This is a genomic window from Microvirga lotononidis, assembly GCF_034627025.1.
In the GTDB taxonomy this organism is placed as follows: domain Bacteria; phylum Pseudomonadota; class Alphaproteobacteria; order Rhizobiales; family Beijerinckiaceae; genus Microvirga; species Microvirga lotononidis.
The window spans coordinates 1,982,558-1,996,486 of sequence record NZ_CP141048.1 but is presented as its reverse complement, the minus strand read 5'-3'; the positions used below and the strand labels follow the sequence as shown (position 1 = coordinate 1,996,486).

Sequence of the window (13,929 nt, the reverse complement as noted above, 5' to 3'; positions counted from 1 at the left end):
GTAATCTCGATTGGAAAGGCGGTGCGTCTTCCGCGTCACGACGCATAGCGCTCCTGGGTCTCGGCCACGCCGGTCTGGTCCGCCGTCATGGTCGAGATCGGAAAGGTGATGACGCAGCGAATGCCCGCGGGGGCGAAATCGAGCTTGATCTCGCCGCCCAGCTGCTGCGCGAGGCCGCGCTGGATCAGCTTGGAGCCGAAGCCCTGGCGTTCGGGCTTCTTCACCAGCGGGCCACCGCTTTCGACCCATTCCACGAGAAGCGCGGATTGACCACTCCCCGGCGTGAGGGCCCACATCACATGGACCTTGCCTTCCGGGACCGAGAGCGATCCGTATTTGACCGCGTTCGTCGCCAGCTCGTGGACGGCAAGTCCCAAGGCGAGAACGGCGCTCGGCTGCAGGTTGATGCGGGGGCCGCGCAGGCGGATGCGCTGCCCCATGCCGTCCTGGTAGGGCTCCAGCTCGTTCTTCAGCACGTCTTCCAGGAGCGCGCCCTGCCAGTGGGTGGCCGTGAGAAGATCGTGTGTCTTGGCCATCCCGTGCAGCCGGTCCATGAAGGCGCTCCAAGCAGCGGGATCGCTGTTGTCGGCGGAGCGCCGGGTCAGGGAGGCAATCGACTGAACGGTCGCCAGCGTATTCTTGACCCGGTGGTTGAGCTCGTGCAGCAGAAGCGCCTGCCGCTCTTCGGCAAGCCGACGCTCGGTGATGTCCTGTGACACCCCGACCATGGAAGGCTGTCCGTCAGGACCGCTTCTCATGCGGCCGCTCACCCGGATCCAATGCTCGCTGCCGTCGGGCCAGATCACGCGGTATTCCGCGTGAAGATCGGCACGGGCTGCAATTGCCCGCGCGACCGCCTCAGCCTGCATGGCGCGGTCGTCGGGATGGATCTGAGCGACGAGATCCGCATAGGAGAGCGGCTCGTCCATGCCGCGCCCGAAATGCGCGCGGCATGTGGGCGACGTCGTCAGTCCTCCCGTCGAGGGCGTGTATTCCCAGGAGCCGAGATTCCCCGCGTTGAGAGCCAGGCGCAGGCGTGCCTCGCTCTCGGCCATATGGGCGAGAACCTCTTCGCGCTCCCGCTCATGGTTGCGGATGCCGGTGGCCGCTTCCACGAGGGCCTTCTTGATCATGTCGAATTCGAGCACCCGCGTGGTGGCCCGATCGGTGACTTCGTTCCCGCGGCCGAGGGCTTGGGCCGCCGTCACCAGCCGGTCGACCGGCTTCGAGATGGAGCGAGAGAGCAGAACGGCCAGGAGGATGCCGCAGAGGATGACCGCTCCGAGAACCGTGAGCCAGAAGAGCGAGCGCTGGGCCGATTTCGCAAGCTCCGTCTCCGGGATGCTGATGACGAAGGACCAGCCATAGGTTGGCGACTGGCTGAAATAGGTGCGCACCGGAATGCCGTCGAGCGTCACGCTCCGGAGGAGTCCTTCCGGCTGTGCCGCGAGGGCTTCCTGGATATTGGCGCTGGCGGGCTGTCCGACGAAGCGCTCCGGCGACCGGGAGCGCGCCACAAGCCTCCGGCTCCGGTCGAGAACCGCGGCGTTCCAGTTGTCGGCGACCCTCTGATCGCGGATGATGTTCTGGAAGACGTCCGGCGTGATCGCGAGCGACAGGATGTAGGCGACCCGCTCGTCGATGATCACCGGGACGTTGACGGTGATGAGCCGTTGCCCCGTCAGCGACCCCGCATAGAGATCCGATACATACGGCTTCCGGGTTTCCTCGACGCGCCGCAATACATCCTGGCGTTTGCTGTTCTCCAGAATAACGCCGTAGGGCACGCGGGTATTGAGAAGAATGCGCCCGCCGGGTTCGAACAGAGCGATCCAGGAGGGGGACGCGAGTTCGGTGCTTTCCGCTAGGCGATAGAAGGCCTCGTAGTCTCCTCGGGCGAGGCTGGGCGCCCGCGACAGAACCCGCAGCGCCACCACGAATTTCTCGATTTCGCGATCGAGCGACAGACTCAGCGCGCGCGCCGTTTCCTGCATGCGCAGGTCGGTGGCCTCCCGCTCGGATTGATGGGCGGAATAGAGCCCCGCGGCCGCCACCAGGATGGTCGGCAGGGCGAGAACCAGCACCAGGCCCCACAGCACCTGCCGCAGGGAGGTCCGGGCGCCCTGGGACAGGTCCCCGGTCGATGGCACGGAGTATGATCTTCGGCCGATCATCTAACTGCCATCCTGAACCGGCATGGCGACACGCACCAGGATGGCGGGATCGTCGAGCGGCCATTCGACGGCCGCGTCGAGCTGGCGTGCGAGGGCTTTCAGGATCCTCCCGGAGGCGCTGTCCTTCGCGTGCTGCTTCTCCTGCGGGCTGAAGGCATCGTCGGCGATCTGGAAGACCAGCGTGCCATGCTCGATCCGCAGCAGGAGCTTCAGTTTCCCCTGCCGCTCCTTGTAGGCATGGGTGAGCGCATTGACGACGATCTCATTGAACAGGAGCGCCATGGGGGCCGCCTTGGCGGCTTCGACTTCCACGGTGTCGGTCTCGAATTCCGGCGTGATCCTTACGCCCGGAACCGAGGAGGTCAGTTCCTCGCACAATCCTCTGGCGAAACGCGACGCGTCGAAACGGGTCGAGCCCTGCCCGTCGTAGAGGTCGCGGTGAGCGGCGGCGAGCGCCTGCATGCGCTCCTTCATGCGTCCGAGCACCTGGCGCGCGGGTCCGTCCTCGGCCTGGCGGTACTCGATGCCGATCAGCGAGAGCAGGAGCTGGAGATTGTTCTTCACCCGGTGGTCGAGTTCGTGCAGGAGCGCCGTGCGCTCGTCGAGCATCTGACGCAGGGCATCCTGCGCCCGCTCCTTCTCGCCGCGCTCGCGAGCCTCGGCCAGAGCGCGCAGCACGGTGGGAGGCAGCCGGTCGAGCTTGTCCTTGAGCACGTAATCCGTCGCACCGCGCTTCAGGGCCTCGACGGCGACCTCTTCGCCGAGGGCACCGGAGACGAAGACGAACGGCGTGGCGCGGGACATCTCCCGGGCGATCTCGAGCGCATGCAGGCCGTTGAAGGCGGGCAGAAGGTAATCGGCAAGGATAAGATCCCAGGTCTCGTCGCGGACGGCCCTGGTGAACTCGTCCGCCGAGACCACGCGCTCGACCGAGACGGACAGCCCGGAAGCGACGAGGGTTTCCGTCACCAACTCGGCGTCGAGCGCGCTGTCCTCCAGAAGGAGGATGCGCAGCACCCGGTCGGATGAGATGACGGAAGCCCGGTCCATCGGCAGCCTTAAATGCCGTTGCGCCGCGGCGGCGGCTCGTTGAGGATCGCCCAGAACACGCCGAGGTCCTGGATCGCGTCGAAGAACTCGCGGAAGCCCACGGGCTTGACCACGAAGGCGTTCACCCCGAGCTCGTAGCTGCGCACGAGATCGCTTTCCTCCCGCGAGGAGGTGAGCATGACGACCGGCGTCTGCCGAAGGTGCGGATCCGCCTTGACCTTCTCCAGCACCTCGAGCCCGTCGACCTTCGGCAGCTTGAGGTCGAGCAGGACCACGGCCGGGTCGCTGGTGTTGCGGCTTTCATGGGCGCCGCGGCGGTAGAGGAAGTCGAGCGCCTCCTCGCCGTCGCGCACCACGACGACCTCGTTGGCGAGCTGGCTCTGCTCCAGGGCGGCCAGCGTCAGTTCGAGATCCTTCGGGTTGTCCTCAACCAGAAGAATCGGTTTCAGCTCCGCCATTCACGCGGCTCCTTCGTTCTGATCCGGCAGGGCGATGGAGAAGGTCGCTCCCTTGTCGAGCGCCCCTTCGGCCCAGGCCCGGCCTCCATGTCTTTCGACGATCCGGCGGACATTGGCCAGTCCGATCCCCGTCCCCTCGAATTCTTCCATCCGGTGCAGGCGCTGGAACACGCCGAACAGCTTGTCGATGTACTTCATATCGAACCCGACGCCGTTGTCGCGCACGAAATAGACCGTCTCCCCATCCTTGCGGCTGGAGCCGATCTCGATGCGCGCTTTCTCCCGGGTGCGGGTGTACTTGACCGCATTGTCGAGCAGGTTCTCGAAGACCAGCCGGATCAGCACCGGATCGGCGTTCACCGGAACGAGATCCCCGACGACCCACTGGATCCGGCGGTCGCCCTGTTCCGCCGAGAGCTTCTGCCTGATCTCGTCGACCAGCTTCGCGACGTCCACCTGTCGCGGCTTCAAGGCCGTGCGGCCCATGTGAGAGAAACGCAGCAGGTTGTCGACCAGGGTCCCGGCCGTGTAGGCGGCCTCGATGATCGTGTCGACGTAGCGCTTGCCCTTCTCGGACATGTCGCCCGCTTCCTGCTTCTTCAACAGCTCGGAATAGCCGACGATGTGGCGGAACGGGGCCCGCAGGTCGTGGGAGACCGAATAGGAGAAGGCCTCCAGCTCCTTGTTGCTGCGGCGCAGTTCCTCCGTGAGCGACGCCATCTCCTCGGCCCGGCGCAGCACGATGCCCACGATGGCGTTGCGCAGCTCCTTCACGGCCTCGACCTCGCTCCGGTCCCAGGCCAGGGAGCGGTCCCGCACCGTCTCCTTCCAGATCTCGAAGGAGCGCCGGGGGTGGAGCCTCAAGGATCCCGCCTCCTCCTGGACCGGCTTCTGCGGATTGCCGCCCCATTTCACGGTCTGAACCACCTCGGGGCGGAACCAGAGCACGTAGCTCGAATGCACCTTCGACACGGAGATGGACAGAAGGCCGCTCGCCCGGTCGGCAAAGGCCTTCGCCGCCGGATAGACCTCCGACAGGTTGTCGGTGGCGAAGACGTCCTCCTGATGATGTTCGGAGAGCCAGTCGAAGAGCGCCCTCACCTGCTCCTTGGCCGGAGCCTGGCCGAGGCACCAGCAATGGTCCTGGGTCAGGACGGCGGCGCCCTGCGCGCCGGCGAGCATCATCAGGTCGTCCGGATGGTTCACGAGGCCCGCGATGAAATGCTCCTCGGCCGCCATATGGGCGAGGAGCCGCGTCTGCACGGCACCGAGACGCACGCGGTTCTCGGCCAGCATCGTGTTCTCCCGCGCCTCCAGCTGCAGCGAGAAGATCTGCGTGAGGAAATCGCAGGCGTTGCGCACCTGGAGCGAGACCCGCTTCGGGTCCTTGTTGTGGCAGGAGATCAGGCCCCACAGCTGGCCCTCGCGCAGGATGGAGATCGACATGGAGGCGAGCGTCCCCATGTTGCGCATGTATTCGAGATGCACGGGCGAGACGCTGCGCAGCACCGAGTCGCTCAGGTCCAGCGGCGCCGGATCGTGCGACTGAATGGGAACGGGCGTGTAGCCGGCATCGGGAATGATGCGCAGCCGGTTGCGCCGATAGAGCTCCCGCGCCTGGGCCGGGATGTCGGATGCCGGAAACCGCAGGTCGAGATAGGACGGCAACACCTCGTTGCGGCTCTCGGCCACGACGGTGCCGTTCCACTGGTCGTCGAAGCGATAGACCAGCACCCGGTCGAAGCCGGTCATGCGGCGGACGTCCTGCGCGGCCAGATCGCACAGGACGTCGATGGACGACGCGTTCTGGAGCTGCTCAACGAACCGGCGCAGAGTGGGATAGAGCGCATCGATGCTGGAGACCGAACCGACGGGGGGCTCCTCCAGTTCGAGAAGCGCGCAATCGCCCGAACGGGAGATCGCCGTCTCGAACATCCGTTCCTCCTGGACCGTCCTTATCCGGATGGTCCGAACGAAGCGGGTATTTCCCACCGTCGGCGGATCGTCCAGCTGCGTCTCGAACTCCGCGCTCAGGGCCGGCAGAACCTGGGCGAAGGGCCGGCCGAGCGCATCGGCCGCCTGGAAGCCGAAGACCTCGGCGACGTTGGCGCTGGCATAGGCGATCGTCCTGTCGGACAGCCTGACCGCGAGGAGGATGCCGTGCGGCTGGATGTTGCCCGGAATGTGGATCGGCTCGCGCTCGCAGGCGGTCAGGTCGATATCTTGCGTTTGCAGGGTCATGGGGTCTCGCACAGCCAGTCATGCATCACGGTGAAGGTATCCTGTGCGGCCCCGACGATCAGATCGTCGGCCTCCGGCGACGAGGCTTCCAGGAGCACTGCGCCGAACGACTTCCACATGGCTGCAACATTTCGTCCATAGCTGCGGAAATAGGCACACCCCGTTTCCGCCGTCAGTCCAAGCCGGTTCTCCACCTCGCGTGCGATGATCGCGCCGCCGAGCGTGGAGCCCTCGACCACATACATGCTTCCCAGCACCGCCTCCGGGGCTGGCAGGGGCATCAGAGGACGGCATTGTGGCAAACCCATGATGTCGTCAGATTTTAGTCCTAGGACCTCGAGATCCTTCGCAAGAAGCCGGGTCTTGCAGCGGCTCTGAAAGAAGGCCCGGTCGGGCGCCCGCTCGGCGGCCTCGCTTTCCCACGCCGCGTGAAAACCATGGAAGCGGATCAGCAGATCCCTGTAAGCCTCGCGCGACGAGATGCGGCGGTCGAGATCCATGGCGGTCTCGATCCGGTCGTGGGCGTCACGGGTTTCGATCTTCAATCGTTCGAGAAGCGTCATGACACCTCGTCTGCACGGCGACCCAGTTTCACGGCGACGAGCCGTTCGACCATTCCCAACCCGTCGTGGATCAGAACGGCGAGCAGCGCAACCACCAATCCGCCCTGCAATACGAAAGCAACGTTGTTGGACTGAAGGCCCGCGATGATGACCTCGCCCAGCCCCTTGGCCGCCACCGTCGAGCCGATGGTGGCCGTCCCTAAGCTGATGATCACCGAGAGGCGGATTCCCGCCAGGATCACCGGAAGCGCGAGGGGCAGCTCCACCTGGAACAGGCGCTGGCGCGGGTTCATGCCCATGCCCTTGGCGGCTTCGAGCGTCTGCGGCGACACTTCCATCAGGCCGGTGAGCGTGTTCTCGAAGATGGGCAGGAGCCCGTAGAGAAACAGCGCGATGAAGGTCGGCTTCTCGCCGAAGCCGACGAGCGGCACGGCGATCGCCAGAACCGCGACGGGCGGGAAGGTCTGGCCGATATTCACCAGACTGCGCGACAGCGGCAGGAACTCGCGGCCCGACGGCCGCGTGACGAAGATGCCGAGCCCGAGCGCCAGAACGGTGCTCGCCAGCGTCGCCAGGAACACGATCCGCAGATGCGAGAGGGTCAGGGAGAGCAGGCTGCCCTGGTTGTAGATCGCTGGCGCGCCGTTCGTGGTCATCGGCCTGAAGGCAAAGGCGAAGAGCTGCGGCGCGGTGATGAAGAGCACCAGCAGGAGCAGCGCCGCCGCGCGCCAGAGCAGCGAACGGGCGCTCATGGTACGGACCGCCCATGCGCCACGATGCCCCTCACGCTGACGCGACCGACGAGAGCGCCCGATGCATCCGCGACGGGCAATGCCTCCCGTCCGGCCCAGATCAGCCGCGAGAGAGCATCCCGCAGGGAATCGGTGACGAGCACGGGCTCGCCCTCGGCATGTCCTGGTTCGAGGGCCTCCCGCACCTTCAGCAGGGAGAGGAGCCGGAATGGCCTTTCCGCCGTTCCCACGAGCTGCTCGACGAAGGCCTCCGCCGGCCGCGTCAGCAGCTCCGCGGGCGTTGCGTATTGCAGGAGCCGCGCCTGATCCATCACGGCGATCCTGTCGCCGAGCTGGAACGCCTCGTTCATGTCGTGCGTGACGAGAACCACCGTCGTGCCGAGACGGCGCTGGATCGCGACGAGATCGTCCTGCGCCTTGCTGCGAATGACCGGATCGAGCGCGCCGAACGGCTCGTCCATCAGCAGGACCGCGGGCTTCGCCGCCAAGGCGCGCGCGACGCCGACGCGCTGCTGCTGTCCGCCGGAGAGTTCATGCGGAAACTTCTTCGCGAATTCCGCCGGGTCGAGCTGGAAAAGGTCCAGCAGCTCCTCGACGCGGGCTGCGATCTTTCGTTTGTCCCAGCCGAGAAGACGCGGCACGGTGGCGATGTTCTCGGCGACATCGCGGTGAGGAAACAGCCCGTAGCCCTGGATGACGTAGCCGATTCGGTGCCGCAGCTGGTCCTCGGGGATCGCCATGGTATCTTGGCCGTCGATGAGCACACGGCCCTCGCTCGGTTCCACCAGCCGGTTGATCATGCGCAGCAGGGTCGACTTGCCCGCGCCCGACGTGCCGACCACGACGGTGATCGTTCCCTCGTCGACCCGGAGGGACACGTCGTCGACGACGATCGTGGCGCCGTAGCGCTTGGTGAGATGCTCGATCTCGATCATGGAGAGCCCCGTCTGGTCAGATCGATCAAGGCATCGAGGATGATGGCGGCGGCGAACGACAGGGCGACCGTGGGAATGGCGCCCAGAAGCACGAGGTCGATCGCCGTCTGGCCGATGCCCTGGAACACGAAGGTGCCGAAGCCCCCTCCCCCGATCAGCGCCGCCACGGTGGCCAATCCGAGGTTCTGCACCAGCACGATGCGGATGCCCGCGAGAATGACCGGCAGCGCGAGCGGAAGCTCCACCTGCCACAGGCGTTGGCGCGCGGACAAGCCCATGCCGCGCGCAGCGTCGGTCACGGCCGCCGGTACCTGCTTCAACCCGGTGACGGTGTTGGCGACGACCGGCAGCAGCGAGTAGAGAAAAAGCGCGATGAAGGCGGGCGCGGCCCCGATGCCGCGAATGCCCAGGGCCGCCGCCAAAGACACGTGGGCGGCGAGATACCCGAGCGGCGCGATCAGGATGCCGAAGAGCGCGATGCTCGGAATCGTCTGGACGATGTTGAGCACCTGCAGGATCGCATTTCGCAAGCGCGGGACGCGATGGCCGAGAATGCCCAGCGGCAGACCGAGCAGGCAGGCGGCGATCATCGAGCCGAAAGCGAGCCACAGGTGCTCGCGCGCCTCGCGCCAGAAGGTATCCGCCCGGCTCGCATATTCCTTGAGCAGCGAAAGGTTGTCCCAGGCCCCCGAAACGAGCAGCAGCGCCGTCGCGCCCGCCGCCACGGCCAGGGCGGCGAGCCTCGCCCAGGGCCCGAGGCGCATCCGCGTCAACGCATCGGCCGCAAGCAGCGCGAAGGCCAAGGCCAGGAGCCAGAAGCCCAGGGCGGGCGAGACGCGGGCGAAGGTGTTGCCGGGCGGCGTGACGAAACCTGCCGAGTATCCGACCGCGGGGAAGATTGCGCACAGGCCGATGGACGCGGCCGCGAGGCGGATCAGCGGCGCACGGACCAGGGCCGCGCACAACGCCACGGCGAGCGCCACGACCATCATGCCGACGGCACCGGGCGTCGGCAGCGCATCGGTCAGCATCCGCCCCACGCCGGCCACGATGCGGTTCGCCCGGTAGATGACGAAGGGCGAGGCGAAGAGCGCGACGCCGATCAGGACGGCGATCACGCTCCCGAGCCGGTCCGGGGACAGGGAGGAACGCAAGGAGGACATGCCGGGCGCGGTCGTTCGGGAAGAGATCGTCGTCACAAAGTTTCCGGCCCTTATCGCACCGTATGAATTCCGAAAGTATGGCTCATCGAGCCCTCCATCATCCTGCCTCGTCATCACCGGCCTTATTGTCGGTGATCCCGATGGGAAAGGCGCGGCGCTTCACACAATCGGGATGGCCGGCACAAGGCCGGCCATGACGGGAAGGTCTCACTTTCGAGCCGGACGCCGGGGAGCAGCCTAGCCGCGTCTCGCAGGAGGATCCAGCGCTCCCAGGAACGCCCTCGTCGGTCGAAACCAGAACCTCAGATCATTTCAAGAAACCCTTGGACTTCAGGTAATCCGTCGCCACCGCCTTCGCGGGCTCGCCGCCGACCTGGACCCGGGCATTCAGCCCCTGGAGCGTGGTGAGGTCGAGGGATGCGAAGACGGGCTTCAGGATCTCGGCGATCTTCGGGTTCTCCTTCAGGACGGATTCGCGGATGATCGGCGCCGGAGCATAGACCGGCTGCACGTTCTTGTCGTCGTCCAGCACCGTGAGGCCCGATGGGGCGATGCCGCCGTCGGTGCCGTAGACCATGGCCGCGTTGGCGCCGTTGGTCTGCTCGGCCGCCGCCTTGATGGTCGCCGCCGTGTCGCCGCCGGAGAGCACGATGAGCTGCTCCGGCTTCATCTTGAAGTTATAGGTCTTCTGGAAGGCCGGCAGGGCCGCGTCCGAATTCACGAACTCGGCGGAGGCCGCCAGCACCACCTTGCCGCCCTTCGTCACCCACTGGCCGAACTCGGACAGGGTCTTGAGCTTGTTGGAATCGGCCACGTCCTTGCGCAGCGCTATGGCCCAGGTGTTGTTGGCCGGCGAGGGATCGAGCCAGACGATCTTGTTGGCGTCGTAATCGAGCTTCTTGGCCGTCTCGAAGCCCTTGGCCGCATCCTTCCAGACCGGGTCGTCCGCCTTGTTGAAGAAGAAGCCCGCATTGCCGGTATATTCGGGATAGATGTCGATCTCGCCCGCCGTGATCGCCTTGCGCACCACCGGGGTGGCGCCGAGCTGGATCCGGTCCTGGGTCTTGATGCCGTTGGCGTCGAGGGTCAGCAGGATGATGTTGCCCAGGACCGAGCCTTCGGTGTCGATCTTGGACGAGACGACCACGTCGGCCTTGGCGGCGCCCGCCCCGGCGAACGCCAGCGCGGCGGCAAAGGTGAGCGATGTGAGGACGGTCTTCATGCGAAACCCCTTGAGAATCCTTGCCCTGCTGGTTCTAGGACAGTCGGGCGGTTTCGGCAGGGGGGTGGCTCCGGAAGAATGAAACCGGAGGTTAAAAACTTCATGTGGCGGCAAAGGATCCCGCCGGAGGAACGCTCGTCCTCCGGCGGGGCTGGCCGTGAGCGTCCGTGATGGCCTCTTCAGGCGCTCAGGGTCGACGGGGGCTCCTGGGCGATGGTGAAGCGGACCTGGGCCTGGGGACGATGATCCTCGGACAGGCTGCGCCAGGTGCGCTCGGCCTCGGTCCGGCTGTCGAAGGGACCGACCACCCGCTCGGTGCCCTGGACGATGGTTTCGCAGTCGCAGGAGGTGTACTCGCCGCCGACCACCCAGAAACGTGACTTCATCATGACGGTCTCCATTGGTGCAAAGGGTTTGAGGGATTGAATCATTCGGCCGCCTGGAGCTTGGCCGAGGTCTGGAACTGCGCGGTCTCGGTAGATTCCGCCATCGCCGTGGTGGAGGACTTGCCGCCGGTGATGACCACCGAGACTTGGTCGAAATAGCCGGTCCCGACTTCGCGCTGGTGGCGGGTGGCCGTATAGCCGTCGGTCTCGGCGGCGAATTCGCGGACTTGGAGCTCGGAATAGGCACCCATGCCGCGGTCGCGGTAGCCGCTCGCCAGATCGAACATGCCGAAATTGAGCTGGTGGAAGCCAGCGAGCGTCACGAACTGGAATTTGTAGCCCATGGCGCCGAGCTCGCGCTGGAACTTGGCGATGGTGGCGTCGTCCAGCTTCTTCTTCCAATTGAAGGAAGGCGAGCAATTGTAGGCCAGGAGCTTGCCCGGATAGCGCTGGTGGATCGCTTCGGCGAATTTGCGCGCATCGTCGAGATCGGGATGCGAGGTTTCCCACCACAGAAGATCGGCGAGCTCCGCATAGGCGAGGCCGCGGGCGATGCAATGGTCGAGGCCGGTGCCTTCCTTCAGGCGATAGAAACCTTCCGGGGTGCGGCTGTCGGGCTCGATGAAGGGCCGGTCGCGCTCGTCCACGTCGGAGGTGATGAGCTTGGCCGATTCTGCATCCGTGCGGGCCATGATCAGGGTCGAGGTGCCCATCACGTCGGCGGCGAGCCGTGCGGCGATCAGGTTGCGCTCATGGGCGGAGGTCGGGATGAGCACCTTTCCACCGAGATGGCCGCACTTCTTCTCCGAGGCGAGCTGGTCCTCGAAATGCACGCCTGCGGCGCCGGCCTCGATATAGGCCTTCATGATCTCGAAGGTGTTGAGCGGCCCGCCGAAGCCGGCCTCCGCGTCCGCCACGATGGGCAGGAACCAGTCGCGCTTGGCGCCGCCCTCCGCATGCTCGATCTGGTCGGCCCGCTGGAAGGTGCGGTTGATGCGCCGGCACAGTTCGGGGCCGGAATTGGCCGGATAGAGCGATTGGTCGGGATACATGGCGCCGGCCACGTTCGAATCCGCCGCCACCTGCCAGCCGGAGAGATAGATCGCCTCGAGCCCGGCGCGGGCCATCTGCATGGCCTGATTGCCGGTCATGGCGCCCAGCGAATGGACGTAGGGACGCTCGTGCAGGAGCTGCCAGAGACGCTGGGCCCCGCGCTCGGCCAGCGTGTGGGCGATAGGGAAGGACCCACGCAGCCGGGCCACGTCCTCGGCCGAATAGGGCCTGCGGACACCATCGAAACGCCCCGTGGGAGCGGCGGGGATCAGGTCCTGCAGGGAACCCGGGTTCGGCTGGCTGGTCATGGCGGTCCTTTCTTTTACATTTCTTGACAAAACTCTTCTGCTGGCCAGAATTGTTGCAGAGCAGCAGGACGTCTTGAGGGTATAATCCGCGAAGAAACGTTTGTTTCAACGCCGGATTTCAAAAGAAAAGTCGCCTTGTAAAGCTTTGACTCGACTGATCGTGTAAAATTGTAAAAAGATTTACAACATGGATGAGAGCAGAAAGCTTTTCGTTGGCCCCCGGCTCAAGCGGCTGCGGCGGGAACTCAACATGAGCCAGTCCCGCATGGCCGAGGAGCTCGGCCTCTCACCGAGCTATCTGAACCTGATGGAGCGCAACCAGCGCCCGATCACCGCCCAGGTGCTGATCCGCCTTGCCCATGCCTATCAGCTCGACCCGCGCGAATTCGCCAACGACGATCGCGAGCGCACCGTCTCGGAACTGGAGGAGGTTTTCGCCGACCCGCTGTTCCGCTCGACCCCGGTCGCCCGGCTCGAATTGCGCGAGACCGTGGAGAGCGCCCCCTCCCTGGTCGATGCCATCAACCGGCTCTACCGGGCCTATCAGGCCATGCGCGGCGCCCGCGAGGCCGTGCCCACGAGCCTCAGCGACCGGGACCGGGCGGAGGATGCGCCCCAGGTCAACCCGGTCGACCGGGTCAGGGAGCTGATCCACGAGGCCAAGAACCATTTCGCCGAGCTGGACGAGGCCGCCGAGACCCTGGCGTCGGACCTCGCCCTGACGGGCCACGAGCCCTTCTTCGCCATCGCCGAGCGCCTGCACGCCCGGCACGGGATCCGCGTGCGCGTCATGCCCATCGACGTGATGCCGGATTCCTTACGCCGCTACGACCACCACCGGCGACAGCTCCTGATATCCGAGCTTGTCGATCCATCTGGCAGGACCTTCCAGGCCGCCTACCAGCTGGCTTTCACCGAGATGCGCGAAACCATCGACGCCCTCGCGGCCCGTCTCGAGCCGGTGGACGGGCCCGCCCGGCGGCTGCTGCGCGTCTCCTTCGGCAATTACTTTGCCGGCGCCCTCATGATGCCCTATGGCAAATTCCATGCGGCTGCGGAAGCGCTCGGCTACGACGTGGAGGTGCTGGGCGCCCGTTTCGGCGCGAGCTTCGAGCAGGTGGCGCACCGGCTCACGACGCTGGCCCGCCCCGGTGCCCGGGGCATTCCGTTCTTCCTGGTGCGGGTGGATTCGGCCGGCAACGTCTCGAAGCGGTTCTCCTCCGGCCGTTTCCCGTTCTCGCAATTCGGCGGCACCTGCCCGCTCTGGAACCTTCATTCCACCTTCCGGACCCCGGGACAGGTGGCCACGCAGGTGATCGAGCTGCCGGACACCTCGCGCTGGTTCTCCATCGCCCGCACGGTGAAGCGCGCCTTCAACCCTTGGGGAGCGCCCGATCCGCAATTCGTCGTGGGCCTCGGCTGCGAGCTGAAATACGCCCATCGCCTCGTCTACGCGCGGGGGCTCGACCTGTCCTCGGCGGATGCGACCCCCATCGGCATCAATTGCCGCCTGTGCGAACGCGTCGCCTGCCCGCAACGCGCCGCCCCGCCCCTCATGCACGCCCTGATCGTCGACGAGATGAAGCGCGGCGTCTCGCCCTTCGAGTTCGACGCGACGTGACCG

At 65.9% G+C, this 13,929-nt stretch carries 12 protein-coding genes; 1 reads left to right on the top strand and 11 read right to left on the bottom strand.

Features of this window, described 5'->3' with window-relative positions; translation table 11 throughout:
* Positions 1–35: 35 nt before the first annotated feature.
* The 11 genes from U0023_RS09475 to aceA all read right to left on the bottom strand — a co-directional run bounded on the left by U0023_RS09475 (position 36) and on the right by aceA (position 12,305).
* The gene (locus U0023_RS09475) at positions 36–2,174 is read right to left on the bottom strand and encodes a sensor histidine kinase (RefSeq protein ID WP_009493586.1); all 2,139 of its coding nucleotides are present in this window, start codon (positions 2,172–2,174) and stop codon (positions 36–38) included.
* Positions 2,175–3,224 (bottom strand): sensor histidine kinase, encoded by a 1,050-nt coding sequence (locus U0023_RS09470; protein ID WP_009493587.1) that lies wholly within the window; start codon positions 3,222–3,224, stop codon positions 2,175–2,177.
* Between the two features lie 8 nt (positions 3,225–3,232).
* Positions 3,233–3,682: a response regulator gene (locus U0023_RS09465; RefSeq protein ID WP_009493589.1), complete on the bottom strand. Its 450-nt coding sequence runs from the start codon at positions 3,680–3,682 to the stop codon at positions 3,233–3,235.
* Positions 3,683–5,923 (bottom strand): ATP-binding protein, encoded by a 2,241-nt coding sequence (locus U0023_RS09460; protein WP_009493591.1) that lies wholly within the window; start codon positions 5,921–5,923, stop codon positions 3,683–3,685.
* A complete protein-coding gene (locus tag U0023_RS09455) occupies positions 5,920–6,486 on the bottom strand; it encodes a biliverdin-producing heme oxygenase (RefSeq protein WP_009493593.1) in 567 nt (188 codons plus the stop codon). Before U0023_RS09455 ends, U0023_RS09460 begins: the two co-directional genes overlap by 4 nt.
* Complete coding sequence (locus U0023_RS09450; protein ID WP_009493594.1) at positions 6,483–7,238, bottom strand: ABC transporter permease; 756 nt, start codon at positions 7,236–7,238, stop codon at positions 6,483–6,485. The genes U0023_RS09455 and U0023_RS09450 overlap by 4 nt, the downstream gene beginning before the upstream one ends.
* Positions 7,235–8,173 (bottom strand): ABC transporter ATP-binding protein, encoded by a 939-nt coding sequence (locus tag U0023_RS09445; protein ID WP_009493597.1) that lies wholly within the window; start codon positions 8,171–8,173, stop codon positions 7,235–7,237. Before U0023_RS09445 ends, U0023_RS09450 begins: the two co-directional genes overlap by 4 nt.
* Entirely contained in the window at positions 8,170–9,336 is a 1,167-nt protein-coding gene (locus U0023_RS09440; RefSeq protein WP_040639533.1) for an ABC transporter permease, read from the bottom strand. Before U0023_RS09440 ends, U0023_RS09445 begins: the two co-directional genes overlap by 4 nt.
* A gap of 307 nt (positions 9,337–9,643) precedes the next feature.
* Complete coding sequence (gene osmF, locus U0023_RS09435) at positions 9,644–10,558, bottom strand: glycine betaine ABC transporter substrate-binding protein OsmF (RefSeq protein WP_009493600.1); 915 nt, start codon at positions 10,556–10,558, stop codon at positions 9,644–9,646.
* Positions 10,559–10,737: 179 nt separating this feature from the next.
* Positions 10,738–10,947: a DUF4170 domain-containing protein gene (locus U0023_RS09430; protein WP_040639534.1), complete on the bottom strand. Its 210-nt coding sequence runs from the start codon at positions 10,945–10,947 to the stop codon at positions 10,738–10,740.
* A 38-nt stretch (positions 10,948–10,985) separates the two neighbouring features.
* Positions 10,986–12,305, bottom strand: a complete 1,320-nt coding sequence (gene aceA, locus U0023_RS09425; protein WP_009493604.1) for an isocitrate lyase — start codon at positions 12,303–12,305, stop codon at positions 10,986–10,988.
* A 187-nt stretch (positions 12,306–12,492) separates the two neighbouring features.
* On the opposite strand from aceA, the gene U0023_RS09420 reads away from it, so the two are divergent.
* The gene (locus U0023_RS09420; RefSeq protein WP_009493607.1) at positions 12,493–13,926 is read left to right on the top strand and encodes a helix-turn-helix domain-containing protein; all 1,434 of its coding nucleotides are present in this window, start codon (positions 12,493–12,495) and stop codon (positions 13,924–13,926) included.
* The last annotated feature ends 3 nt before the right edge of the window (positions 13,927–13,929 follow it).

Bases quoted from the DNA above. Each gene is read 5' to 3' on its own strand.
- U0023_RS09475 (WP_009493586.1), bottom strand. From the start codon at position 2,174: ATGATCGGCCGAAGATCATACTCCGTGCCATCGACCGGGGACCTGTCC.
- U0023_RS09470 (WP_009493587.1), bottom strand. From the start codon at position 3,224: ATGGACCGGGCTTCCGTCATCTCATCCGACCGGGTGCTGCGCATCCTC.
- U0023_RS09465 (WP_009493589.1), bottom strand. From the start codon at position 3,682: ATGGCGGAGCTGAAACCGATTCTTCTGGTTGAGGACAACCCGAAGGAT.
- U0023_RS09460 (WP_009493591.1), bottom strand. From the start codon at position 5,923: ATGACCCTGCAAACGCAAGATATCGACCTGACCGCCTGCGAGCGCGAG.
- U0023_RS09455 (WP_009493593.1), bottom strand. From the start codon at position 6,486: ATGACGCTTCTCGAACGATTGAAGATCGAAACCCGTGACGCCCACGAC.
- U0023_RS09450 (WP_009493594.1), bottom strand. From the start codon at position 7,238: ATGAGCGCCCGTTCGCTGCTCTGGCGCGCGGCGGCGCTGCTCCTGCTG.
- U0023_RS09445 (WP_009493597.1), bottom strand. From the start codon at position 8,173: ATGATCGAGATCGAGCATCTCACCAAGCGCTACGGCGCCACGATCGTC.
- U0023_RS09440 (WP_040639533.1), bottom strand. From the start codon at position 9,336: ATGTCCTCCTTGCGTTCCTCCCTGTCCCCGGACCGGCTCGGGAGCGTG.
- osmF (WP_009493600.1), bottom strand. From the start codon at position 10,558: ATGAAGACCGTCCTCACATCGCTCACCTTTGCCGCCGCGCTGGCGTTC.
- U0023_RS09430 (WP_040639534.1), bottom strand. From the start codon at position 10,947: ATGATGAAGTCACGTTTCTGGGTGGTCGGCGGCGAGTACACCTCCTGC.
- aceA (WP_009493604.1), bottom strand. From the start codon at position 12,305: ATGACCAGCCAGCCGAACCCGGGTTCCCTGCAGGACCTGATCCCCGCC.
- U0023_RS09420 (WP_009493607.1), top strand. From the start codon at position 12,493: ATGGATGAGAGCAGAAAGCTTTTCGTTGGCCCCCGGCTCAAGCGGCTG.